Annotated in this window: 20 protein-coding genes and 2 pseudogenes; 19 read left to right on the forward strand and 3 right to left on the reverse strand. The window is 62.1% G+C overall.

All coding sequences use genetic code 11. From position 1 onward, the window contains the following. The first annotated feature begins 2 nt into the window (after window positions 1-2). The 7 genes and pseudogenes from C3F42_RS21985 to C3F42_RS22015 all read left to right on the forward strand — a co-directional run bounded on the left by C3F42_RS21985 (window position 3) and on the right by C3F42_RS22015 (window position 9,613). On the forward strand, window positions 3-1,631 hold the full coding sequence (locus C3F42_RS21985) for a restriction endonuclease subunit S (protein ID WP_003462989.1): 1,629 nt from the start codon (window positions 3-5) through the stop codon (window positions 1,629-1,631). A gap of 2 nt (window positions 1,632-1,633) precedes the next feature. After that, complete coding sequence (locus tag C3F42_RS21990; RefSeq protein WP_023049540.1) at window positions 1,634-3,355, forward strand: ATP-binding protein; 1,722 nt, start codon at window positions 1,634-1,636, stop codon at window positions 3,353-3,355. After that, window positions 3,352-4,164, forward strand: a complete 813-nt coding sequence (locus tag C3F42_RS29455; protein WP_124207739.1) for an HNH endonuclease — start codon at window positions 3,352-3,354, stop codon at window positions 4,162-4,164. Before C3F42_RS21990 ends, C3F42_RS29455 begins: the two co-directional genes overlap by 4 nt. Before the next feature lie 1,095 nt (window positions 4,165-5,259). Continuing rightward, window positions 5,260-6,087 (forward strand): DUF932 domain-containing protein, encoded by an 828-nt coding sequence (locus C3F42_RS21995; protein ID WP_064314573.1) that lies wholly within the window; start codon window positions 5,260-5,262, stop codon window positions 6,085-6,087. 81 nt (window positions 6,088-6,168) lie between these two features. Beyond that, window positions 6,169-8,253: pseudogene (locus C3F42_RS22000) on the forward strand (ParB N-terminal domain-containing protein). 60 nt (window positions 8,254-8,313) lie between these two features. Further along, window positions 8,314-8,523 carry a hypothetical protein gene (locus tag C3F42_RS22005; protein WP_003462985.1) on the forward strand — a complete coding sequence of 70 codons (210 nt, stop codon included), beginning with the start codon at window positions 8,314-8,316 and terminating at the stop codon, window positions 8,521-8,523. A gap of 775 nt (window positions 8,524-9,298) precedes the next feature. After that, window positions 9,299-9,613, forward strand: coding sequence for a DUF736 domain-containing protein (locus tag C3F42_RS22015; protein WP_003462980.1), 315 nt, complete (start codon window positions 9,299-9,301; stop codon window positions 9,611-9,613). A 33-nt stretch (window positions 9,614-9,646) separates the two neighbouring features. On the opposite strand, the gene C3F42_RS22020 is transcribed toward C3F42_RS22015, so the two are convergent. Continuing rightward, complete coding sequence (locus C3F42_RS22020; protein ID WP_003462979.1) at window positions 9,647-9,937, reverse strand: helix-turn-helix domain-containing protein; 291 nt, start codon at window positions 9,935-9,937, stop codon at window positions 9,647-9,649. Between the two features lie 265 nt (window positions 9,938-10,202). Between C3F42_RS22020 and C3F42_RS22025 the strand changes: the two genes are divergently transcribed. From C3F42_RS22025 to C3F42_RS22040, 4 genes and pseudogenes are all read left to right on the forward strand, one after another. Then, window positions 10,203-10,550, forward strand: coding sequence for a DUF2958 domain-containing protein (locus C3F42_RS22025; protein WP_104444906.1), 348 nt, complete (start codon window positions 10,203-10,205; stop codon window positions 10,548-10,550). 322 nt (window positions 10,551-10,872) lie between these two features. Then, window positions 10,873-11,638 (forward strand): annotated as a pseudogene (locus tag C3F42_RS22030) (DUF2285 domain-containing protein). Between the two features lie 114 nt (window positions 11,639-11,752). Further along, window positions 11,753-12,037, forward strand: coding sequence for an AlpA family transcriptional regulator (locus C3F42_RS22035; protein WP_014859391.1), 285 nt, complete (start codon window positions 11,753-11,755; stop codon window positions 12,035-12,037). A gap of 26 nt (window positions 12,038-12,063) precedes the next feature. Then, window positions 12,064-12,924, forward strand: a complete 861-nt coding sequence (locus tag C3F42_RS22040; protein WP_104445329.1) for a replication initiator protein A — start codon at window positions 12,064-12,066, stop codon at window positions 12,922-12,924. Window positions 12,925-13,083: 159 nt separating this feature from the next. Here the strand turns inward: C3F42_RS22040 and C3F42_RS29995 are convergent, their stop codons facing one another. Then, a complete protein-coding gene (locus C3F42_RS29995; RefSeq protein ID WP_256586222.1) occupies window positions 13,084-13,215 on the reverse strand; it encodes a hypothetical protein in 132 nt (43 codons plus the stop codon). Between C3F42_RS29995 and parA the strand changes: the two genes are divergently transcribed. The 5 genes from parA to C3F42_RS22075 all read left to right on the forward strand — a co-directional run bounded on the left by parA (window position 13,214) and on the right by C3F42_RS22075 (window position 17,729). Beyond that, complete coding sequence (parA, locus tag C3F42_RS22050) at window positions 13,214-13,852, forward strand: ParA family partition ATPase (protein ID WP_033946851.1); 639 nt, start codon at window positions 13,214-13,216, stop codon at window positions 13,850-13,852. The genes C3F42_RS29995 and parA overlap by 2 nt on opposite strands. Beyond that, entirely contained in the window at window positions 13,849-14,136 is a 288-nt protein-coding gene (locus C3F42_RS22055; RefSeq protein ID WP_028968586.1) for a hypothetical protein, read from the forward strand. Before parA ends, C3F42_RS22055 begins: the two co-directional genes overlap by 4 nt. Further along, window positions 14,133-14,678: a DUF2840 domain-containing protein gene (locus C3F42_RS22060; RefSeq protein WP_104444907.1), complete on the forward strand. Its 546-nt coding sequence runs from the start codon at window positions 14,133-14,135 to the stop codon at window positions 14,676-14,678. Before C3F42_RS22055 ends, C3F42_RS22060 begins: the two co-directional genes overlap by 4 nt. Further along, the gene (locus tag C3F42_RS22065) at window positions 14,675-15,274 is read left to right on the forward strand and encodes a S26 family signal peptidase (protein ID WP_019439191.1); all 600 of its coding nucleotides are present in this window, start codon (window positions 14,675-14,677) and stop codon (window positions 15,272-15,274) included. The genes C3F42_RS22060 and C3F42_RS22065 overlap by 4 nt, the downstream gene beginning before the upstream one ends. Window positions 15,275-15,722: 448 nt before the next feature. Next, window positions 15,723-17,729, forward strand: coding sequence for a relaxase/mobilization nuclease and DUF3363 domain-containing protein (locus C3F42_RS22075; RefSeq protein ID WP_104444909.1), 2,007 nt, complete (start codon window positions 15,723-15,725; stop codon window positions 17,727-17,729). Window positions 17,730-17,742: 13 nt separating this feature from the next. Here C3F42_RS22075 and C3F42_RS22080 read toward each other — a convergent pair whose 3' ends face one another. Beyond that, window positions 17,743-18,543, reverse strand: coding sequence for a helix-turn-helix transcriptional regulator (locus C3F42_RS22080; protein ID WP_019439189.1), 801 nt, complete (start codon window positions 18,541-18,543; stop codon window positions 17,743-17,745). 98 nt (window positions 18,544-18,641) lie between these two features. Here C3F42_RS22080 and C3F42_RS22085 point away from each other — a divergent pair, with 98 nt between their 5' ends. Genes C3F42_RS22085 through C3F42_RS22095 form a run of 3 tightly spaced genes read left to right on the forward strand, consistent with a single transcriptional unit; the run spans window position 18,642 to window position 21,324 of the window. After that, window positions 18,642-20,096, forward strand: coding sequence for an MFS transporter (locus C3F42_RS22085; protein WP_104444910.1), 1,455 nt, complete (start codon window positions 18,642-18,644; stop codon window positions 20,094-20,096). A gap of 14 nt (window positions 20,097-20,110) precedes the next feature. Continuing rightward, window positions 20,111-21,055: a LysR family transcriptional regulator gene (locus C3F42_RS22090; protein ID WP_003462948.1), complete on the forward strand. Its 945-nt coding sequence runs from the start codon at window positions 20,111-20,113 to the stop codon at window positions 21,053-21,055. 2 nt (window positions 21,056-21,057) lie between these two features. Further along, on the forward strand, window positions 21,058-21,324 hold the full coding sequence (locus tag C3F42_RS22095; protein WP_026031985.1) for an EexN family lipoprotein: 267 nt from the start codon (window positions 21,058-21,060) through the stop codon (window positions 21,322-21,324). Window positions 21,325-21,438: the final 114 nt, after the last annotated feature.

The following is a 21,438-nucleotide window of genomic DNA, read 5'->3' on the forward strand; positions in this document are numbered from 1 at the left end:
ATATGAGTAAGCTTCCTCAGGGATGGGTGAGCGTTAATATTGCAGATGTGGCGGAAGTTAACCCACGCAAATCAGTCGATCTTTCGCCAGATGAGTTCGTAACATTTGTTCCTATGGCGGCTGTTAGCGAAATAACTGGGGCGATCGCCACTCCGATGAGGCGCCCCCTTAGACAAGTTAATAAGGGGTTCACTCAGTTTGCCGAAAATGATGTGATCTTCGCGAAGATTACGCCTTCCATGGAGAATGGAAAGGCTGCCGTTGCTGCCAATCTTACTAATGGGATAGGTTTCGGCTCTACGGAATTTCACGTCTTTCGAAGCAAAGGGGCGGTTCTTCCGAAATTTCTTTGGTATTTCATCCGCCAACAGAGCTTTCGGGATAACGCGCGAAAAGTAATGTCTGGCGCAGTTGGTCAGCAAAGAGTTCCGGCAGATTATTTAAGGAGCCACCCCTTATTGCTGCCCCCTATCCAAGAACAAGAGCGTATCGTCGCCAAGATAGATAATTTGATTTCCCGTAGTGCGCGTGCTCGTAGCGAATTAAAGAAGATTCCTTCTCTACTAGCGGCATATAAGTCCGCAGTGCTTGAATTAGCTTTCTCGGGAAAATTGACAGCCAATCTTCGCGGCAGTAATTCTGATACTACTTCTGGTCTTCCCGAAGGGTGGACGATACAAAGATTGGGCGATATCAGTGAAATTCAAAGCGGAATCCAAGTTGGGAAACGTAGAAGCGGACAGGAAGAACTAGTTGAGGTGTCGTATCTTCGTGTGGCCAATGTTCAAAGGGGATGGTTGAATCTTGACGAGATCAAGACGATTTTCGTCACCCCGGAAGAGAAAGCCCGTCTTTTATTAGCACAGGGTGACGTGCTCATGAACGAAGGGGGTGATCGTGATAAGTTGGGGCGGGGGTGGGTCTGGAATGGTGAAGTTGACGAATGTATTCACCAAAATCACGTTTTCCGTATCCGTATGAAACCGGCGACCTTGCCGCCAGAATTTGTCTCTCATTTTTCTAACGAGCGTGGTCAACAATATTTTTTTGATGAAGGTACTCAGACGACAAATTTAGCTTCGATCAGTAAAAGAAAGGTAGCGGCTCTGCCACTGCCGGTTCCTCCTTTTGAGGAAGCGGTAGAGATTGTTCGTCGGATAGAACGCACTTTTATGTGGTTAGATCGGGTCGCTGCCAGTCACGGTGGTGCTTCTCAGTTGCTGGAAAAGCTCGACACTGCACTCCTCTCCAAAGCTTTTGAAGGACAACTGATTCCTCAAAACGCAGGTGACGAACCAGCGTCGGCTTTGCTAGAGCGTGTCAAAGCAGAATTTGTGGCACAACCCAGAAAAATTCAAAGTCGAAAGCAGATCTACCAGGGGCAGACACGGGAGAAACTCATGGCGATAGAAAGAACACTTGAGCAGGTTTTAACAGAGGCGAAGAATTGGCTTCCTGCGCAAGACGTATTTCAGCGCTGTGGAATCGGCGACGGAGCGTCTACCGAAGAGATTGAGCGATTGTATTCGGAATTGCGAGATTTGGATTTGGCCGGAAAGCTGGAGACGGAGGCCGTCAATGACGATCAGGGACGTAAAATTTACGACCGCATCCGTTTGAAGGCGGTGTAAGTATGCGCCTAGATAGGATCACCATAGGTAGCCCGAAAAGCAGCCCTACGCATCAATTCAAAAATCTAAAAAATGTCTCAATCGACTTTGATCAGCAGCATTGGATTACGGTCGTAATTGGATGGAATGGCACGGGAAAGTCAAATGTACTTGAGGCGCTTGCTACCATCTTCCGGGACTTCATTCAAGGGGCGCGAAAACCTGCATTTGCATTCAATCTTGAATACAGGATTTCTTCTGGTTCAACTGCGTTGCACGTCAATATTGATGCTGACCCGGATCGGCCGCGTGATTCACTTATTATTCATGTCGCAACAGACGCAGAGGCTAAAAGCGATGAGTTATTCGACGCCTCTTTCGAGATAAGTTCGAAAACCTCCGCCCTACGAGGAAAAAGAATTCCGCTGAAGAGTTTCTTCGATCCTAAATTCGGGTATTTGCCGCGATATGTATTTGCCTATTATTCAGGTGAAAGTGACCGGCTCTATCAAGTATTCCGTCCATACTTGGAGGATTTTGATAAAAAATTAAGGCGGGGGGAGGATCCTGGATTAAAAAGACTGTTTTATGCCATGCCAGTACATAGCCAGTTTGTCCTGCTGGCATTCCTTATTCAGCAGTCCGATGATGTAAGGAATTTTTTGGCCGAACACTTGGGTATTGATCCAGATGAGGGGATCGAGTCGGTTTTATTTGTACTGCGAGAGCCCCCTTGGACATCTAAAGAAGGAGACCCTCGCTTTTGGCGTGCTAAGGGAGTCGTCGCCTCTTTTCTGGACCGCCTCTACAATATTGCATTGGCCCCAGTCGAGCTCAGCCGTCGTGAGCGCGTTTCCCTTTGGAGCGACAAGGTACTTCAATTCAAATATTTATACGTTAAAGACATCGCCTCGCTCCGCAAACTGGTGGGTGAGCAGCGTCCGGCTGAATTTTTTCGTGACATGGAAAGCACCCACGTTTCCCAGCTAATTGATGAAGTACGCATTCGGGTGCGCCTCCAAAAGAATGACGGGACAGTTACCTTTCGTGAACTTAGCGAAGGCGAACAACAGCTATTGACGGTTTTAGGCCTGCTTAGATTTACGGCTGAAAGTGAAAGTCTTTTCTTGCTGGATGAGCCCGATACGCACTTAAATCCACGTTGGGCCGTCGACTATTTCAACTATCTACGAACCTTTGCTGGTCAAAGTAATGATGATCGGGAAAATAGCCATATACTGTTAACCACTCATAATCCGCTGGCAATTGCAGAGCTTGTGCGGGAGCAGGTTCAAATTCTGCAGTTATCAAAGGATGCAGAATCGACGCGCATTGTCGCCGTGCACCCGGAACTTGACCCGCGCGGCCTGGGCTACGCTGCAATTGTAACAAGCGATATGTTTGGTATCGCCTCAACGCTTGATCAGCCGACGCATTTGCTCCTAGAGCGGCAAAGGGCATACGCAGGTAAAGAGCACTTGACACCTGAAGAGCTCGCAGCCCTATCTGAAATTAACTCTAAATTGGAACGACTTGGGTTTCGATTTTTCCATCCCGATGAAGAGTATTCCCGCTACCTACGCTTGAGAAGCGCTGCACTGCGCGCTAAGTTTGAGTCGGACGATCCGGAGCAGTTAGCTAACCGGTCAATAGCAATGGAGTCCGAAGAGCGGGAGGAGTTGGGGCAGCGACTCATTCGGGAACTACTTGCCGAGCAGCGCGATAAGCAGGAGCCCGATCAGTGAGGTACATTGACTCGACGCGATTGCGTTTGCCTGATGGTTGGCTGGAGCGTGCGGCTGCGGCAAAAATTGCAGTCGAGAATGGTGCGAATCCAGATGATTATGCCCGGATCTGGAGAGAACTGAAAGACGGATTGGCGAATCTTTTTAATGACAAGTGTTGGTATTGCGAAGTTTCAGTTCCTCGCTCGGATAACGCCGTTGATCATTTTCGACCGAAAGGCCGCGTAAGAGACGCTGAGAATGAGCATAGAGGTTATCGCTGGCTCGCTTTTGAACAGTCGAATTTTCGGTATGCCTGCACGTTCTGCAATTCTCGCCGGAAAGATATCGAGGGTGACACTGCCGGTGGAAAGGCTGATAGGTTCCCTCTGTTAGACGAGGCGCGCCGAGTTTATGAGCCAGGGGCTGTCACTGGCGAGCGACCAATTCTGGTCGATCCTTGCGAAGTCGGGGATTGGCGGCTTTTAGGATGCAGAAAAGAGAATGGGAAGCCTTGTGCCACGAGTGATATTCCCGAGCAACGCCAGCGTGCAGATATTTCGATAGAAATATACCATTTGCATCACGAGCCAACTTGCAAACTGCGGCATTCAGAAGCTGTAAAGCTTTTAGGGGATATTGAGGAGGCAAAGGCACTGTTCATTGCGACACAATCTGATGCTTTACAAGAGCCAGCGTTCAAAAGGGTGGCTGCGCGAATATTGAAATCTATTCATGTCGACAGTGCTTTCAGCGGCGAAATGCGGTTTCTGTTGAGCGGAGAGAGGGATATGGCTCACTCTTGGATCCAGACCTTGTTGGAAACTTGATGAAAGACTGGTTCCTGTGCCGGCTTGAGATCGCTATGGACGGAAAATAGCATGTGCCGCTTGAACAATACGTTTGTCTTCCCTGCAGCACTTAGACACTGGTGCCGTTCTGCTGGATTGTTTCCTGCGCATGGGCATGCAGCGATGACCGATTGAGGCTCGTGTCTGGATCTTCAGAATCTCTCCGACGATGGCTTTCTCGCGCCGGTCTCCGACAAGCGGCGTCTTTGCTCGCAGACAAGCGGCTGCAGATCCCAAACAGGCGTACCGCACACGCCGCTTAACGCACCTGGAACGAGATATGTTTGCCGTCGCCGATCGAAGACAGGCAGCCATGTGTGATCTTTCAACGCGGCGTGTTTTAGCCGTTGCAGGCGATGACAGCGCAGTGACCGTGCGGCGACCATTCAGCGCTTTTTCCTTCGGGCCGACGCGCTTTTTTCTGGAGCGCTCGGTGCCGATGCCTTGCCCCCAACTGGGGCGCTGTGCTTGGCACTGCTCGATACCGTTGCCCGGCTGGGCAGACGCAGAAACCCTTGCGAACCAGTAGCATTTCATCCAGGGCATCTAGTCTATACGTCCATCGCTGATTGAATGGGCGTCCCCGGCCAGGAAACATGGCCGGTCGCGCTGTCGTGCTTCGCATCGAGCCGCCTGCGGCGTCTCGCCCCTTCGGGCTTCCATCGTTCCCTCGCTCCGCTCGGCTGACGCCTACGGCCCGGCTTCCAGCTTCGGGCCTGCGCGCTTCGCTTGCGTGCGGTCTGCACATCGCGGCGGCCGTTGCCATGTCCAGCCGTCTCTCCTGACTCCATCACCTTGCTCGCGACTGTAGCCCGTGGCCGCGTGCCATCAAGGCGCGCCAGGCCGTGTCCTCGGCTGCGCCTGCGGGCCGCACCTACCTGACGCTTTTCTCCTTGACGGCCCACGTCCGTGGGCTCCTGACCGTCGCGGGCGATGAACTCAGGAAAGACGGTGGCATCAGGGCCAACCGGGTTCCTCGTGCCAACCGCACCGAACAGCCGAAAGGCTGGGCTCCGAATCTAGGAATCCGGTGTGCGGTTTGAACAGCAAACCCTTTTCGTCAGGAGAAAGACCATGCTTGCATCCCGTTTCGCTTCCCGTTCCCCGGTACTGCGCAGCGATTCCCCGCTGTCCGATGACCAGATTCACCGTGTAGCGCCATCCATCTTTGCGGACGCACCCCACGAAAGCCGTTCCCAGCGTTACGCCTATATCCCCACCGCCACGGTGCTGACCGAACTGCGCAAGGAAGGGTTTCAGCCCTTCATGGTGACGCAGACCCGCACCCGCCACGAAGACCGGTGCGACTACACCAAGCACATGATCCGGCTGCGCCATGCCAGCCAGATCAACGCCCGAGGCGAAGCCAACGAAATCATCCTGCTGAACTCGCACGATGGCACCAGCAGCTACCAGATGCTGGCCGGAATGTTCCGTTTCGTGTGCAGCAATGGGCTGGTGTGCGGCGATACCGTGGCCGATGTGCGCGTGCCGCATAAGGGCGACGTGGCCGGACAAGTGATCGAAGGTGCCTATCAGGTGCTGCACGGTTTTGACCGTGCGCTGGAATCCCGTGAATCCATGCAGGCCATCACGCTGGACGAAGGCGAGGTCGAGGTGTTCGCCCGCGCCGCGCTGTCGCTCAAGTACGACGACCCGGACAAGCCCGCACCCATCACCGAATCGCAAATCCTGATGCCGCGCCGGTTCGACGACCGCCGCCCGGACTTGTGGATGACCTTCAACCGCGTACAGGAAAACCTGACCAAAGGTGGTTTGTCTGGACGCAGCGCCAACGGACGCCGCCAGCAGACCCGCCCGGTGCAGGGCATTGATTCCGATGTGCGCCTGAATCGCGCCCTGTGGCTGTTGGCTGATGGCCTGCGCCAGTTGAAAGCCTGATTTCCCTGCGCGGCAGGGGCTGGCAGCAACCCTTGCCGCGTTATTCGCTGCTGCATTCCATCATCGCAAGGAGTTTTCACCATGAACGCTATCAACCACACCGAAGCCCAAGCCATCCACGCCGCAGCCAGCGCCGCGCCTGCCGTGCTGCTGGAAGCCGCCGACCCGAGCAAGAATCTGATTCTGGTGCCGCTGTCGCGGCTGGTGTCGCGCCCCACGGGCCGCAACGTGCGCAAGACCCCGCGCATGTCGATTTCTGAACTCGCCGCCAGCATCCAGCGTGTCGGCCTGTTGCAAAACCTGATCGTGACCGCGACCGCTGACGGTGAGCGTTACGAAGTCGTGGCCGGAGGCCGTCGCCTTGCCGCCCTCAAGTTGCTGGCGAAGAAGCACCGCATCAGCAAGGAATGGGAGGTGCCTTGCCTGTTGGTGGCCGATGGCACTGCCCGCACCGCCAGCCTGACCGAGAACGTGCAGCGTGAAGCCATGCACCCCGCCGACCAGTTCGAGGCATTTGCCGCGCTGGTGGCCGAAGGCCGCCCCATCGAGGACATTGCCGCCGATTTCAGCGTCACGCCGCTGGTGGTGCAGCGTCGCCTGAAACTCGCCAACGTGTCGCCGCGCCTGCTGGCCGACTATCGAGCCGACGCCGTGAGCCTTGACCAGTTGATGGCACTTGCCATCACCGACGACCACACCGCACAGGAAGCCGCGTTCTACGATGCGCCGACATGGCAGCGCAGCCCGCACAACCTGCGCGACCGCCTGACGGAGCGCGAGATTGATGCCCACCGGCATCCGCTGGTGCGCTTCGTTGGGCTGAATGCTTACGAGGCCGCAGGCGGTGGCACCCGCCGCGATCTGTTCGCGGAAGCCGATAGTGGCGTGTATCTGACCGATGCCACGTTGCTGGAACGGCTGGCGCAGGACAAGCTGGCCAGCCTTGCCGCCGAGGTGAAGGCCGAAGGCTGGGCATGGGTGGATGCCACCCCCGGCGCGACCCATGCCGACCTGCAAGCCTTCCAGCGCGCCCCGAGGCAGCGCCGCAGCCCGAACAAGCGCGAAGCCCAACGCATCGAGAAGCTGCAAACCAAGATGCAGGCGCTGGCCGAGGCCGTGGATGCCGCCCTGGACGCCGAGGACGAAGAAAAGGCCGACGCCTTGCAGGAGGAAGGCGAACATCTGGGCGAACAGTTGCAGGCGCTGGAAGATGGCTTGCAGGACTACGGGGAAGCCGTCAAAGCTGCCGCCGGTGCCATCGTCACCATCGACCGCAACGGCGTGGCCGTGATTCATCGTGGCCTGCTGCGCGAAGCCGAGGCCAAGGCACTGCGCACGCTTGAACGACTGCGGCAGGGTTTCGGCAGCGAAGGCGAAGCCGGGAACGACGACACCGGCGAGGAAGCCGACGACGCCCCCAAGCCCGCCGCCATGTCCGACCGGCTGGCGCAGCGGTTGAGCGCCCACCGCACCGCCGCGCTGCAAATCGAAGTCGCACGGCATCCACAAGTGGCGCTGGCTGCGCTGGTGCATGGCATGGTGCAGACCGTATTGCACGGCAGCTACTACGGCCACGATCTGCCGCTGGGCGTGAAGCTGACCCAGCAAGACCGGCTGGAAGGCATGGCCCCGGACTGGCCGGAATCGCCCGCCGCCGTGGCTCTGCGCGAACTGCAACAGGTAGCGGGTGAAGCCTTGCCGGAGGACAGCGCCGAACTGTTTGCCGCACTGCTGGCGAAGTCGCAGGATGAACTGGTGCGCCTGCTGGCCGTATGCGTGGCATCCACGGTCGATGTGGTGACGCCCCGCGTCACGCAGCACCAGCCGGGTGCCGAACTGGCGCAGGCGGTGGGGCTGGACATGGCGGCATGGTGGCAGCCGACCGCAGACGGCTATTTCCAGCATGTGCCGAAGGCCGCGATTCTGGAAGCCGTGGGCGAATTCGCACCGGAGCACGTCACCCGGCTGGTGAAGTTGAAAAAAGGCGACATTGCCAGCGAAGCCGAACGGCTGGCCGATGGCACCGGCTGGATGCCCGCCATCTTCGCCGCCAAAGCCACGTAGCAGGCCGCGCAGGAGGTGGTGACGGACGAGGCAGCCGAAGTGCAGGAGGAAGCCGCAGCAGCAGCGGATGAGCAGCCGCAGGCCGAGGCACTGGCTGCGTGACCTTGCACCACAGATAGCGCCCCGGTTCCGGCCGGGGCGCTTCATGCCGAGGATTCCCCCATGAGCCACAACACCACGAACCGCCCACGCATGGCCTCGACCTACGCCCCCGGCACGGTACGCGCCCGCCGCTGGCATGGCGATGGCGACGTGCGTGGCTACCGCCCGCCTCGCGGCTGGATAGCCCGCGCCGACCTGACCGACCTACACCCCATCACGGGCCGCGCCTTGCCGCGTGCCGTGTGGTGGATCATCGAAACTAAAGAATAGGAAGCAACCCCGCGCCCAAGCCGTTCCGTCTTGGGCGCGGGAATACCAAAAATCCGGGCGCGGCGGTGGCCGCGCCCGGTTTCAAGGCTCAAAGCCAAAACGCCCCTTTGCCGCCTTCGGTCAGGCGGCAAAGGGGCCGCGCACAAGTCGCCTTGTGCGCAAAAGCCATTGAAGCCATGCAAGTGCAGCGGCGCACGCGCCGCCGACATTCCGACAGCACCTCGCCGCAATGGGCGGCGCTTGTGGGGCTACGCCCCGGCTTGCTGCGGCAGGTTGCACGAAAGCGTGCCGTGCTCGACGCTGGCGGTTCGTTGCCAGTACGTCACGAAGGACGGTTCACCAACACACCACCTGGCCTCGATGTGGAGCTTCCACGCCACGCATCAAGCATGTGGCCGCAAGTTGTGGCAGGAGCGCTCGTACCTTGTTGCTGGGGCATTGACCTGGCCGCGTCAGGGAACAAGCCGGTGAAGTTGTCATGCGAGGATGCCGAGTCGGCCATGTCTCCATTCGGGAGCGGGCGGCCCGTGCGTCCTTGTCTTGTCGTGAATCCTGGCGGTGGCGCGGCTGCGCCTTGGGCTTTATGACCGCAACCTTGCGACGAAAACAATTTCCCCTGCGCTGCGCGCATTCCTCGCGGGACAAATTCCTTTCTCCTCCAGGTTCTCCACGTTGTTGCGACCGCTCCGCGGTGCGGCCAGCCCATCCCCCGCCGGGCGGATCACAACAAGGACGCACTGGCGCGACCTTGTTCAACCCGAAAGGAGAAATCATCATGGCTAACATCGGCACCTTCACCGCAGAGAAAAACGGCTTCACCGGCACACTTCGCACCCTGACGCTCAACGTCAAGGTCAAGCTGGTTCCCAACGACAAGAGTGACAACGAGAGCGCACCCGACTACCGCCTGCAAGCGGCTGGCCACGACATCGGCGCAGCGTGGAAAAAGACCAGCGAGGCCGGACGCCCTTATGTGTCCGTGACCCTTGACGATCCATCGTTCCCTGCTACGGTCTATGCCCGCCTGATCGAAGGCGAGGACGGCGCACACGACCTGATCTGGTCGCGTAGCAAGCCCAAAGCGGCGTAACCGCCGCAGCGCCCCGTCCATCGCGGCGGAGCGCTACGTCTCGGAAGCCGAAAGTCGGTTTTCCGCTTCGGCCATCAGCGCTGCTGTGCTGCACTCCAGCGCACCGGCGATTTTGAAGATGATCGCCAGGGTCGGTGAATGCTCGCCGCGCTCGATCTTGCCCACATGCGAGCGTTCAATGCCGGCCAGGTTGGCCAGCGTTTCCTGGGCGATGCCTCGATCCGTGCGCAGCGCACGCACCGCCGCGCCGAAGGCCTGGGCCAGCTCGGCGTCGAAGGTGGTAGAGCCGGCCGGTCGGCCGCGCTGGACGGTTCGCTTCTGCATAGACAGAAGCGTCGATTCGCAGCACAATTAAAACCACGTTATATTTAACTCATTCATCCAATCTCACCTGTTTTTGTGCCTTTACTGAAATCCGCATTGGCGGCTTTCTTCAAAAGCGGGGAACCTGATTCGTGCCTTTCCTGACTCCCGTACATGTGCCTTCGTACTTCTACGCTTCTGCGGATGCGTGGGGTCGCGCATCTGTGCTTTCGTGGGAAAGCGGGAAAGAGCCTCTGATGCTCTCCACATCCGTGGGCGTACAGCCATGACTCCGCTAATCACCGCCGACGAGCGCACGCGCCTGCTGGCCAACGGCGAGGCTAGCGCCGTCGGGCAGGACACCGACCCGTTGCCCGTGGTGCGCCTGTTCACGCCAGATGCGCAATCCACTTGGCTGCTGGCCTCGCTCGACCCAGCCGATGGCGATACCGCCCACGGCCTGATCGACTTGGGAATTGGCATGCCAGCACTGGGTACGGTGAAGCTGTCTGACCTAGCCGCCATCGTCGGGCCACGCCAACAGCCCGTGATGCGGGATCGCTACTTCCAGCCGTTGCGGCGGCTGTCGGAATACCTTCGGTTGGCCGAAGACAACGGTTCGATCACCGATTGAGGGCCACCGCGAAGCGGTGGCGCACTGTGTCTATTTCGGTCTGGTCTGTGACCCGTTCGGTCTGAATCGACAGTGTTGCACCGAAGCGGTGCGTGCCAGATCGAAACGGTCATGATGCTTGGCGCGGGCTGCGGCAAGCTGACCGACGCGGCATGCCATTGGAGTGCGTTGCCGCCGTCGCACTCGGACGATTTCAGCAACGCATCGGAGTTCATCGGTCTTGACACTGCCAGTTTACGCTTCACCCATGACGTTTTGACGATGGCCTCGTAGCACGCCGTTTCGCCGTGGCGACGCACCCCCAGCACAGGGAGGTTGCCTCATGGCTGATCGCAGTGCCGAGCCGTGGTATGCCACGGCGGCCTATCTCTACGTTCTGCATCTGGATGGCCCGGCGCTGGCCTGGGAGTACCTGCGCCGCCATCCCGACTACCGGCGCGACTGGCTGCGCCGTTGTCGCCAACCTGATGCGGTCGAGCGCTGGGGGCTGCGCCTGCTGGAAGATCCCGCCCTGGATGCGCGGGACGCGCACCCGGCCTGGTTCCCCGATCACGATACCGTGGTGCAGCTCTACCCGGATGCCGACCCGCCGCCTGATGCCCTGTGCTTTGAGTTCTGGAAGCTGCCGGGACACAAACACCTGATCCATGACGGCAAGCGCTTGATGCTGGTGGCGCGCTGGCCCGGCTGCTGCCTGCGCTTCGTGCTCGCGCCCGGCCTGGCCGACGGCATGGCTTACTCCTATGCCATCCGGGTCTGCGCTGTACCGTGTGCTCGATACCACGCACTTGCCGTCGAGTTGGACAGGCGCCGCTGCGGCGGATGCAGCTCCTGCCGCCACTGCGCGGCCCCGGCCTTCGCTAAGCCAGCTTCAGGAAGTGCATACCTTGCAGGCGTTGGACGCGACCCTGGCGGGCGCGTCCTTGCGTGAGGTGGCCGAAGGGCTTTTTGGCGTGGATGCCGTCGTGGCCGACTGGCACAAGGACAGCGCTGTGCGCGCTCGTGTACGTCGGCTGGTGCGGCGTGGCGAGGCGCTGATGCGCGGTGGCTATCGCAGCCTGGCGCAGCTTCCGCCGGTTGCATCGTAGTAAGGGGGACGTTTTGCAGCCCCTGCATTTCGTCCCTTAGCAAGAAGCCCATCTTTCTTGAAAGTGCCTCTATCCGGCCGCGTGGTGTGGCCGGGCTTGATGGAGGACCATCCCATGCGACCCGCTCCCTTGCGGCCTGCCGCCGCTGCTGTCGCTGCGCCCGCGCAGCCCCAACGCTATCTCACCAACGACGAAGCCGCCGACTACCTGCGGCTGTCGCCGCGCACGCTGGAGAAACAGCGCGTGATCGGCGGCGGGCCGAAGTTCCGCAAGTTCGGCCGCCGCGTCATGTACGCTGTAAGCGACCTCGATGCCTGGGCCGATGCACGCAGCTTTGATGCGACTTCCGACCCGGAATATGCCGAGCGGCACGCGGGCGACTACCGTGACGGCCGTTGACCTCTGGCTCGCCGATGGCCATCGCCATGTCCAGCCCATCGCTGCCGCTGCGGCAGCGACCAGCGCAGCAGCGGGAACAGCTCGAACTGTTCCGCGCGCTGCCGGGCGAGGACATGGCACCGCGCGATGCCCAGGACTTGATGGCCTATCCGTTCTTCTCGCTGGCGAAGTCGCGGCGCACAGCGCCGATCGACTTCCGCAGCGGCAACATCACCATCCGCGTGGAAGGCACGCAGGAGCATGGTATTGCCACCATCTGGGATGCCGACATCCTGATCTGGGCCGCCAGCCAGATCGTCGAAGCCAAGGACTCGGGCATCCAGCCGTCCCGGCGGATGCAGGCCACGCCCTACGAGATCCTGCGCTTCATCGGACGCGGCAAGTCGCTGCGCGACTACCAGCGTCTCAAGGCCGCGTTGGATCGGCTGCAATCGACCACGGTGGCCACGTCCATCCGCGAAACCACGGGAAGGCGCTTGCACCGCTTTTCGTGGATCAACGAATGGAAGGAACTGGCCGATGCCAACGGCACGCCGCTGGGCATCGAGCTGATCCTGCCGGACTGGTTCTATGCGGGCGTGTTGGACGCCGCCCTGGTGCTGACCATCGACCCGACGTACTTCCGACTCACGGGAGGCATCGAGCGCTGGTTGTACCGCCTGGTGCGCAAGCATGGCGGCAGGCAGGAATACGGCTGGCAGTTCGACTTCCGGCATCTGCACCGCAAGTCGGGCAGCAGCACGCGGTTTTCGGATTTCGCCTACGACCTGCGGGCGCTGGTCGCCCGGCAATCGCTGCCGGGATACGAGCTGGGCATCGTGCGGATTCCCGAGGACGACATGGAATTGCTGACCTTTCGGCCCGTGCCGCAGACGGCACGGGGATAACAGCGGGACAAGCTGTGGATGGGGTCGTGCTATCAGGAGTAAGGGGTGTCGTGCTATCAGGAGTATGCCTATCGTGCTATCAGGAGTACGAAAACGCCGGAAAGCCAGTAACGGCGCGGGTTTGCGATCCCTCTAACATTACTAACTTAAATTCTCTAACTATTGATAGAGAAACAGCATTGCGGTGGATAACTGCCGCAGGCCGAAAAACCAGCCAGGCAAAGCCGCAAAAATCATCCCGTTCGGCACGGCAAAAACCGCCCGGCCTTCTGTGCTGGAGGGGCATGCCATGATCGTCGCCTTGCTCAACCAGAAAGGCGGCGTCGGTAAGACCACGCTCGCCACGCACATCGCTGGCGAACTGGCGCTGCGCGGCCTGCACGTCGTCCTGCTGGATGCCGACCCGCAGGGTTCCTCACTGGACTGGACGCAGCGCAGAAGCCAGCAGGGCTTGCCCCGGCTGTTCAGCGCCGTGGGCCTGGCACGCGAAACACTGCATCAGGAAGCCCCAGAACTCGCCAGGCGGGCCGATCACGTCATCATCGACGGGCCACCCAGGATCGCAGCCTTGGCGCGCTCTGCGCTGCTGGCGGCCGAACGGGTGCTGATCCCGGTACAGCCCAGCCCCTATGACCTGTGGGCCAGCGCCGAGATGGTGGCGCTGATTCGTGAGGCTCAGGTGTTCCGGCCTGCGCTACGCGCGGCCTTCGTCATCAACCGGCGCGTCAGCACCACGGTGATTGGGCGCGAAGCACGGCAAGCCTTGGCCGAACAACCGTTGCCAGCGCTGCGCAGCGAGGTGCGTCAGCGCATCGTCTTTGCCGACAGCGTGGCTGCGGGGCGATTGGCGCGGGAGACAGCCCCCGATAGCGCTGCAGCGCAGGAAATCACCACGCTGGTCGATGAACTGTTGCGGTGGCCGTCATGAGCGACAACAGCAACCCACCCAACAGCAAACGCCCGGCCAAGCGGGTCGGCATCGGCGCGCGTCCGCCCGCCAATCCGCACGCCGAGGCGTGGATTCGCCAAGGCGACGCGGATGCGCTCAACAAGGGCGACCTCTACACCGCTCGCCTGACCCTCGACATCACGCCTGCCATGCGGGCACGCATCAAGGTGTCGGCCTTCACGCAAGGCGTGACCGTTGCCGACCTGCTACGCGGCTTGCTGGAGCGCGAGTTTCCAGAACACCGCAGGGAGAACACGCCATGACCACATCCGTATTGTCTGCTGCCGCACCTGCCGCCATCGCGGTCACGGCTACCCATGAAGCCTCTTCCAGCCAGCCTGTCAGCACGCCGCTGACGCGCGTGGCTCTGGCTTATATCGAACCTCGCTTCAAGCTCTACCTGCGCTTCGGCGAACCAGCGCGCACGCTCCAGCTTGATCGCTGGCGGCGCTGTGCCATGTTCATGCCGGGTGCAATTCTCTGCCGCGTTCGTTGGCAGGCCAATGACTACGGCACGATCCGCTGGCAGCTCATGGTGATGCAGGCTGCTACACCGCTTGATGCCGTGCAGCGCATCCCTGGCGTGCGGCCGGGCGCACGCCTGCTTCTGCACGCCGAAGGCGATGCCAGCGTGCGCGCCGTGCTGGAACGCATCGACGGCATCGAGGCGCTGGGGATCGCTGCCATCGACGTGTCGCCCGCGTACTGGCGCACGCTCGCAAACCGGCTCGCCGCGCATTCGCCGCTGCCCGAATACACCGCCGAGCGGCACGCTGCTTGGCTGGCCGGGAGGGCGCTGCCATGACAGCCCATCCCACCGCCGCACGCACGCCCGAAGCCGCACCGCTGCCTCGCTCGCGCCTGCGCGCTCGCCTCGTGCTGGCGGGCTTCGCCGCAGCCGGCCTCACTGCGCTGGCCTGGACGGTTTTCGCGCAGCCGCTGCCGCGCCTGATCTACAACCCATCCGACAGCGTTCCGGTCGGCTGGTATCGCGTGCAGCCGCTCGACCATCGAGCCGCCGCGCTGCCACGTCCCTTGTCCGTGGGCAGCATCGTCCTGACCCGATTGCCTGCCGACGCTGGCGTGCTCGCTGCGCAGCGCGGCTACCTGCCGGTACACATTCCGCTGCTCAAACGTGTGGGCGCGGTCGCGCCGCAACACGTCTGCATCGTCGCCGGGCAGGTTCGCATCGACGGCGTGCCGGTGGCCGCCGCGCTGCCTGCCGATCGGCTGGGCCGGCCGCTGCCATCCTGGCAGCATTGCCGGGCGCTGGCCGAGGGCGAGCTGTTCCTGTTGAGCGCGACCAACCCGGCGTCGTTCGACAGCCGCTATTTCGGCCCGGTCAGCGCATCCGCCGTGATCGGCGTCGCGCACCCGGTCTGGCTGGAGATACGCCCATGATGGCCGTCGATTCGCTGCACGTTGCCGTGCATCTCATCGTGCCATCGGGCATGCCGTTCAGGCTGCTATCGCCGTGTCGTCGCGCGTGCAGCGCGAGCGCATCCGCGTCGCACTTCGCGCTGTATCCGGCGCAGCCGTCCAGCGTGCAGGCGTCTTGCCTCGAACGTGCCCGGCCTGTGGCCATCGTCGCGTTCGCCGGCGGGCTGGCTGCTGGTGCAGCAACGCCGCCGGGCCGACAAGGCCCGGAGCGACAGCGAAGGGCAAAGGCGGAAGGCAAGACAAAAGGACGCGGCACCGGGCCGCGTCGAAAGCCAGTCTGCACATGGGGGTGGCGCGGCACGCAGCGGCTTCGCCGCCGTGCCGCGTGGGGCGCGAGACCCGCGCCAATGAAGGCATATCCGCGTGCTTTGTACGACCGGACACGCCAGAGCTTGCAGAGGGCACAACCATGAACGACCGCCGCGACGACGATTTCCGCGTGCGCCCCAGCGCCCCCAAGAACCGGGGCAAGGGCCAGGGGCAGAGCTTCGTTTCCAAGGTGCTCAAGCAAGCGGGCAAAGCCAGCAGCGGCAAGCCGGCCGTGCGCCGTCCTGCCACTGGCGGCAACGGCCAGCGCGCCGGCCAGCGGCCCGGTTCACGCCTGGGGCGCGGCCACACGGCGGCGCGTTTCGCGGGCGCGAAGCTCACGCCCATGTCGCGGCGCGTGACCATCAAGACGCTGCTGGTCAACCAGCGCAACGCCAGCCCGCAGTCGCTCGCCAAGCACCTGCGCTACATCGAGCGCGACGGCGCGGGCCGCGATGGCGAACCGGGCCGGGCCTACGGGCCGCAGACCGACGAAGCCGACCTCGATGCCTTCAAGGAGCGGGCCGCCGACGACCGGCACCATTTCCGCTTCATCGTCTCACCGGAGGACGGCGCCGAGCTGGACGACCTGCGCACCTACACCCGTCATCTGGTGAACCGCATGGAAGCCGACCTGGGCACGCGCCTGGATTGGGTGGCGGTCGATCACTGGAACACCGACAACCCGCATACCCACTTGATCGTGCGCGGGCGCGACGACACCGGCAAAGACCTCATCATCGCCGGCGACTACATCGCCCACGGCTTCCGCCACCGGGCCGCCGAGCTGGCGACGGAATGGCTGGGGCCGCGCACCGAACTGGAGATCCAGCAGACCTTGGGGCGCGAGATGGAACAGGAGCGGTGGACGAGTCTCGACCGGACGCTGCAACGCGAAGCCGGCGACGATGGCAGGGTGCAGATCGAACAGTTCAACGCACCGGCGCTGCAACGCCAGCGCCTGCTGCTGATCGGCCGGCTGCAACGCTTGCAGCGCCTGGGCCTAGCCGACGAGACGCAGCCGGGCACCTGGGCTGTCCATGCCGACGCGGAGAAAACCTTGCGCGCCCTGGGCGAGCGCGGCGACATCATCCGCACCATGCAGCGCGCCATGAGCGGCCAGCCGCGCGAGCTGGCGGTGTTCGAGCCGGGCCAAGATGACAATGAAAGTGGCCGAACCATCGTCGGCCGCGTGGCCACCAAGGGGCTGGCCGACGAGCTGCGCGACCGGGGCTATCTGGTCATCGACGGCGTGGACGGCAAGGCCCACTACGTCGCGCTCAATGCCCGCGATGAGCTGGCGAACTATCCCACCGGAGCCGTGGTTGAGGTGCGCGGTTCCGCCGAAGTACGGGCGGCCGACAAGAACATCGCCGCACTGGCAAGCGATGGCCTGTACCGCACCGATCACCACCTGGCGATCGAGCAAGGCCGCGTCAAGCCCGGACGCAACCCGCAGGAGGTTGTCGCCGCCCACGTTCGGCGGCTGGAAGCCCTGCGCCGGGCGGGCATCGTGGAGCGCGTGGCCGAAGGGCTATGGAAGGTGCCGGACGACCTGGCCGAGCGTGGCCGCCAGTACGACGCGCAGCGCCTGGGTGGCGTGGCCGTGGAAATGAAGTCCCATCTTCCCATCGAGCGGCAGGCCCGCGTGATCGGGGCCACTTGGCTCGACCAGCAACTGATCGGCGGCGGCAAAGGGCTGGGCGATCTGGGCTTTGGCGGCGACGTTAAGCAAGCCATGCAGCAGCGCGCCAACTTCCTAGCCGAACAGGGACTGGCGGAGAAGCGCGGCCAGCGCGTGATCCTGGCCCGCAATCTGCTGGCGACGCTGCGCAATCGGGAACTGACGCAAGCCGCGAAGGACATTGCCGCCGAGACCGGCCTGGAGCATCGCCCGGTCACGGACGGTCAGCGTTTGGCCGGTATCTACCGGCGCTCGGTCATGCTCGCCAGCGGGCGTTACGCCATGCTCGACAACGGCAAGGGGTTCAGCCTCGTGCCGTGGAAGCCGGTGATCGAACAGCGGCTGGGGCAGCAGCTCGCTGCGACAGTACGCGGCGGCGGGGTGTCGTGGGAGATTGGACGGCAGCGTGGGCCAACGATTGGATAACGCTATCGACTCATCATTCACCGTCAGCGGTTTTGAGCTGCTGCGCATACACCACCAACCGTAGGTGCCGGTCTTCGTCAACCGTCAATGATGTGTGCTCAAACGGTTCGGCCTGACCGTTGATGACCATTTTGCGCACGCCGTTGCAGGACGCATGCACATCATGCGTCCGCCACCACGCCTTGAACTCCGGCGACACCCGTTCCAGCTCATCCACCAGTTCATGAATGTCCGCTTCCTGCGTGGCGCGGGCGAAGTCACGGCGGAAGCTGGAGAGCATCAGCGGGGCTTGTGCTTCCCATTCGTGGAAACGGGCATGCAGGGCCGGATCGGTGAACAGCAGCCAGAGCAGATTGCGCCGCTCGGGCGTGTGCTTGCCGAAACCGAAAAGTGCATCAGCCGGTGCATTGAAGCCCAATACGTCCCATCGCAGATTGAGCACGAAGGCCGGGTGCGGTAAATCGTGCATCAGGCGGCGCACCATCGGCGGCAGCACGCACCAGGTCTTGCCCGGTTCGGCGGGCGGCCGTTCGTGGGCCAGCAGGAACAGGTGGCGGCGTTCGGCAGCATCCAGTTTTAGCACCCGCGCCAGGTTATCCAAAAAGGTGGCCGACACGCCAATGTCGCGCCCCTGTTCCAGCCATGTGTACCAGGTCAGACCAACACCGGCGAGCGCGGCGACTTCCTCGCGCCGCAGTCCTGGCGTGCGGCGGCGGCCACCGCTGGGCAAGCCCACGTCGGCAGGCGAAAGGCGTTCGCGGTGCGCCCGCAGGAAAGCCGCCAGATCGGAGCGGGTTCGTTCCAGAGTTCGCATCATTTATCTCGTTGTTTTAAGTAATAGCATAAATAGTTAAATTGTAATTGTTTAAAAAGAGTTTGAGAATGATCGCGTCTTTACCCTGGATACGCAAGATGAACTCGAATTCCTGCCTCTCGACGCCGCCTGCGCGCGCCGTCAGCGGCCCGCCGTGGCTCGGTTTATCCGTGCTGCTGCTGGCCGGTTTCGTCACGATCTTTGACCTGTTCGTGGTCAATGTCGCCATTCCCAGCATGCAGGCCGATCTGGGCGCGAACTTCGCGCAGATCGGCTTCATCGTCGCTGGCTATGAACTGGCCTTCGGCGTGCTGCTGATTACCGGCGGGCGGCTGGGCGACCTGTTCGGGAGACGGCGTCTGTTCGTCACCGGCATGGCCGGCTTCACGCTGGCCTCGGCCTTGTGCGGGCTGGCGCCCAGCGCGGAATTCCTGATCGGTGCGCGGGTGTTGCAAGGGCTGGCTGCCGCCTTGCTGTTCCCACAGGTTTATGCGTCCATCCGCGTCAACTTCGACGGTGACGACAGCCGCCGCGCCTTTGGCCTGCTGGGAATGACGCTGGGCCTGGCGGCCATCGCCGGGCAGGTGCTTGGCGGCTGGCTGGTGCATGCCGATCTGTTCGGCCTGGGCTGGCGCAGTATCTTTCTCATCAACGTGCCCATTGGGCTGTTCGCCATCGCGTCGGCACGCACCATCCCCGAGTCCTGCGCACCGCAGCGCCCGGCGTTGGACTGGATGGGCGTGGCGTTGGTCAGCGCCGGGCTGACGTTGCTGCTGGTGCCGCTGATCGAGGGGCCTGGGCAGGGCTGGCCGGCGTGGAGCCTGTTGTCGCTAGGTGTGGCGGTGCTGCTGCTGGCCCTGTTCCATCGGCAGCAAGAGCAACGGCGTATGGCGGGCGGCTTGCCACTGGTGGACATGCGCCTGTTGGCCCAGCGCCGCTTCGCGCTGGGCGCGGTGCTGGTGCTGCTGGTCTATTCCACGTCCAGTTCCTTCTTCCTGTGCTTCGCCTTGCTGGTGCAGACCGGACTGGGACTTGACCCTTTCATGGCGGGCAGCATCTTCGCGCCGTGCAGCGTGGGCTTCGTGCTGGCATCCCTGGCCGCGCCACGTTTGGTGGCGCGCTGGGGGACGCGGGCCATCGTGGCGGGTGCGATGGTCTATGCGGTGTCCATCGGGCTGCTGATCGCACAGGTGTGGATGGCTGGCGCGGAGCTGGTGCCCGCGCGGCTGATCCCCGTGCTGGTCGTGGTTGGCGCTGGCCAAGGGTTCATCATGACGCCGCTGCTGAATCTGGTGCTGGGCTTTGTCGATGAAGCGCAGGCCGGCATGGCGTCGGGCGTGATCTCGACCGTGCAGCAGGTCGGTGCGGCGCTGGGTGTGGCCGTGGTCGGCATCCTGTTCGCAGCGGCGCTGGCTGCCGATGAAAGTGTTGCCGCACAGGCCGGCGTGTACGCCTCGGCCTTCGTGGCCGGCATGCTCTACAACCTCGGTGCAGCCCTGCTGGTCTGCGTGTTGTTGCTGATGCTGGCGAGAACGCAGCGGTTAGCGGGCTGACGGGAGGGCGCGCGATGGAGCTTCGGCATCTGCGCTGTTTCCTGGCTGTGGCAGAGGAACTCCACTTCGCCCGGGCCGCCGAGCGGCTGCACATCGAGCAGTCGCCGCTGTCGCGCACCATCAAGGAACTGGAAGAAGACCTGGGCGAACAGTTGTTCATCCGCACCAGCCGCAGCACACAGCTGACACGGGCGGGCAAGCTGTTTCTGGAACATGTGCCGCGCATCTTCACGGCCTTGCAGCAAGCCCGCGACAGCGTGCAGGCAGCGGCCAACGGCTTTCATGGGCAATTGCGCATTGCCCTGTCCGACGGCATTACGCCTTCGCGCCTGCCGGCGTTGCTGGCGCTGTGCCGGCAGGAGGAACCCGAAGTAGAGATCCGGCTGTTCGAGGTGCCGTTGTCTCAGCAGATCAAAGGGCTGCATGACGACCTGTACGACGTGGGTTTCGCGCAGGCCGATGAAGTGGGCGATGGCGTCGTGGCTCAAGCAGTCTGGAGTGATCCCCTGATGGTGGCAGTGCCTGCTCGGCATCCGCTGCTCAGGCACAAACGCATCCCGCTGGAAGAGGTGCTGCGCCATCCTCTGGTGCTGTGCGATCCACAAGCATGCGAAGGCCATGCGCGCCAGGTCGAGCGTGTGCTACGCCGGGCGGACACGGAACCGCTGATTGCCGAGCGTGTGTCTTCGTGCGATTTGATGATGGCCCTGGTATCAGCGGGCTTTGCGCTGGGGATCACCGGAGCACCGCACATTGCGGCCAGCCGCGAATCCGGCGTTGTCGCCCGGCCACTCGCGGGGCGTGCGCCCATGCTGACGACCTATGTGCTGCATCGGGAAGGCGAATCCTCGGACGTGTTGGAGCGCTTCATCGAGCGCGTGTTGGCCATCGAATCACCAGAAGGCTACAGATCTACATCACCCGTTGAACCCGACTCCCTGGAGGACAACGATCCATGACCATGAAGCTGATTACCCCGTTCTTGTTGGTTGCTGCACTTACGGCCTGCGGACCGTCCGAGCCGCCGAAACAGCAAGCCAATGTGCCTACCGTCGAAGAACTGGCTGCCGCCCCTGAACGCTTGAAGGAGCTGCGCCGCCAATGCAAGACCGAGCGTCCGACGATGGGCGATGTGCTGTGCAACCGCGTGGCCGAAGCAACGAACAAGCGCTTCTTCGGAGACGGCAAGGTGCCTTACACGCCATCGGAGACGCCGCCGAAGTTCTGACCGTTGGCGGTTTGCCGCATATCCTGACTTTCTTTCTCGACACGCCGCAGCGCGCTCAAGCCTGCGGCGTTTTTACTGGTTTCGTCCCTGCATGAAACCATGCTTTTTGTATCA

This window comes from Pseudomonas sp. PONIH3 (genome assembly GCF_002934345.1).
GTDB lineage: Bacteria > Pseudomonadota > Gammaproteobacteria > Pseudomonadales > Pseudomonadaceae > Aquipseudomonas > Aquipseudomonas soli.

Excerpts from the sequence above, each read along its gene's own strand:
- C3F42_RS22060 (WP_104444907.1), top strand. The coding sequence starts at position 14,133 with ATGACCACATCCGTATTGTCTGCTGCCGCACCTGCCGCCATCGCGGTC.
- C3F42_RS29995 (WP_256586222.1), bottom strand. The coding sequence starts at position 13,215 with ATGGCATGCCCCTCCAGCACAGAAGGCCGGGCGGTTTTTGCCGTGCCG.
- parA (WP_033946851.1), top strand. The coding sequence starts at position 13,214 with ATGATCGTCGCCTTGCTCAACCAGAAAGGCGGCGTCGGTAAGACCACG.
- C3F42_RS22025 (WP_104444906.1), top strand. The coding sequence starts at position 10,203 with ATGACTCCGCTAATCACCGCCGACGAGCGCACGCGCCTGCTGGCCAAC.
- C3F42_RS22065 (WP_019439191.1), top strand. The coding sequence starts at position 14,675 with ATGACAGCCCATCCCACCGCCGCACGCACGCCCGAAGCCGCACCGCTG.
- C3F42_RS21995 (WP_064314573.1), top strand. The coding sequence starts at position 5,260 with ATGCTTGCATCCCGTTTCGCTTCCCGTTCCCCGGTACTGCGCAGCGAT.
- C3F42_RS21990 (WP_023049540.1), top strand. The coding sequence starts at position 1,634 with ATGCGCCTAGATAGGATCACCATAGGTAGCCCGAAAAGCAGCCCTACG.
- C3F42_RS22015 (WP_003462980.1), top strand. The coding sequence starts at position 9,299 with ATGGCTAACATCGGCACCTTCACCGCAGAGAAAAACGGCTTCACCGGC.
- C3F42_RS22055 (WP_028968586.1), top strand. The coding sequence starts at position 13,849 with ATGAGCGACAACAGCAACCCACCCAACAGCAAACGCCCGGCCAAGCGG.
- C3F42_RS21985 (WP_003462989.1), top strand. The coding sequence starts at position 3 with ATGAGTAAGCTTCCTCAGGGATGGGTGAGCGTTAATATTGCAGATGTG.
- C3F42_RS22020 (WP_003462979.1), bottom strand. The coding sequence starts at position 9,937 with ATGCAGAAGCGAACCGTCCAGCGCGGCCGACCGGCCGGCTCTACCACC.
- C3F42_RS22040 (WP_104445329.1), top strand. The coding sequence starts at position 12,064 with ATGTCCAGCCCATCGCTGCCGCTGCGGCAGCGACCAGCGCAGCAGCGG.
- C3F42_RS22075 (WP_104444909.1), top strand. The coding sequence starts at position 15,723 with ATGAACGACCGCCGCGACGACGATTTCCGCGTGCGCCCCAGCGCCCCC.
- C3F42_RS22005 (WP_003462985.1), top strand. The coding sequence starts at position 8,314 with ATGAGCCACAACACCACGAACCGCCCACGCATGGCCTCGACCTACGCC.
- C3F42_RS22095 (WP_026031985.1), top strand. The coding sequence starts at position 21,058 with ATGAAGCTGATTACCCCGTTCTTGTTGGTTGCTGCACTTACGGCCTGC.
- C3F42_RS22035 (WP_014859391.1), top strand. The coding sequence starts at position 11,753 with ATGCGACCCGCTCCCTTGCGGCCTGCCGCCGCTGCTGTCGCTGCGCCC.
- C3F42_RS22090 (WP_003462948.1), top strand. The coding sequence starts at position 20,111 with ATGGAGCTTCGGCATCTGCGCTGTTTCCTGGCTGTGGCAGAGGAACTC.
- C3F42_RS22085 (WP_104444910.1), top strand. The coding sequence starts at position 18,642 with ATGAACTCGAATTCCTGCCTCTCGACGCCGCCTGCGCGCGCCGTCAGC.
- C3F42_RS22080 (WP_019439189.1), bottom strand. The coding sequence starts at position 18,543 with ATGCGAACTCTGGAACGAACCCGCTCCGATCTGGCGGCTTTCCTGCGG.